The following is a 1,393-nucleotide window of genomic DNA, read 5'->3' on the forward strand; positions in this document are numbered from 1 at the left end:
CGGGGTTGTCCCGGTTCCCTCGATGCTCCTATGTCAAGTGGTGGGGGTTGTGTTCTTGGGTTTTTGCGGTTGTTTGTGCTAGTTGGGGGGTGATGATGCGGTGGATCTCGTTGGCGATGTAGCGTTTGAGGCAGCGCATGATCTCCTTCTTGGACAGTCCTTCAGCGGTGCGGCGGGCGACGTAGGCGCGGGTGCGTGGGTCATGGCTCATGCGGGTGAGGGCGATTGCGTGCAGGGCCCGGTTGGCTTGGCGGTCTCCACCGCGGCATAGCCGGTGGCGGTGGGTTTTGCCGGAGGATGCCGGGACCGGTGCGACCCCGCACAACGCGGCGAAGGAGGCGGCTGAACGCAGTCGTTGCGGGTTGTCGCCGGCGGTCACCAGCAGCTGGGAGGCGGTTTCCACACCGGCGCCGTAGACCTGCAGCAGGGCCGGGGCGTAGGCGGTGACCAGCGCCGCGATCGCCGTCTGCAAGGTGCAGGCTTCGGCATCTAGGGCAAGGTAGCGGCGGGCCAGGACACGCAACGCGGTTTTGACGGCGTTGGCCGGATCGGACAGGTCCGCCCCCGGCCGGAGTTTGGAAAGCTTGTCGATCACAGCGGCTGTGCCCAGGTCTGCGACGGCGCCGCGAACCTGCTCCGGTGCGGTCACCAACAAGGCCCTGATCTGGTTGATCGCCTGGGTGCGGCTTTTGACCGCCGAGGTCCGCGCGACCCGCAGCGCCCGGATCGCCTCCACCTGCCCGCAGCGGGTCTTGGGGGTCCCGGTCGCCTGGCCGCAGGCCACTGCGGTGGCAGCGGCGTAGGCATCGATCGGGTCGGACTTGCCTTTGTTGCGCCGCGCCCTGCGATCGGGGCGGTCGACCTCGACCACTATCCCACCGGCGGCGGTCAGGTGCCGGGCCAGGCCGGCGCCGTAGGACCCGGTGCCCTCCACGCCGATCGCGACCAGGTCGCCGTGTGAGCGCAGCCACCTGTGAAGGTCGCGGTAGCCGGCGGCGGTTGCGGGGAACTCGGCATCGGCCAGGTGCCGGCCGAGCCGGTCGATGACCGCGGCGTGATGGGTGCGGGAGTGGGTGTCCACACCGCCGAACAGTTCAACAACATCCGGATGCGCCATGATGAGAGGGCCTGTCCCTTCGACCTCGACAGTGGTGGGGCGGGCACGCCGGTCGGGCGGGTGGACAAGACAGTCATGGGGCTTCTAGGCCAAGCTCCTATAAGGTCACATCCCACCCGTCCGGCCATGCCGCACAAGCAGCGGGCCGCCACGACCCGGGCCGACAGATCGAGGGAAGGACAACCCCGCAACACCCGGGGTGTCGGTCGCTGTCCGGGTCAGACCCAGACCGTGGCGCCCACGACCATCATGGACTGACTGTCGCTGTCGGCGGGC

General features: G+C 68.7%; 1 protein-coding gene. It reads right to left on the reverse strand.

Annotated features, from left to right (window positions below):
* Positions 1-28: 28 nt before the first annotated feature.
* Positions 29-1,117 carry an IS110 family RNA-guided transposase gene (locus GWK61_RS54540; protein WP_194922284.1) on the reverse strand — a complete coding sequence of 363 codons (1,089 nt, stop codon included), beginning with the start codon at positions 1,115-1,117 and terminating at the stop codon, positions 29-31.
* Positions 1,118-1,393: the final 276 nt, after the last annotated feature.

This window comes from Catenulispora rubra (assembly GCF_015356825.1).
Classification (GTDB): Bacteria; Actinomycetota; Actinomycetes; order Streptomycetales; family Catenulisporaceae; genus Catenulispora; species Catenulispora rubra.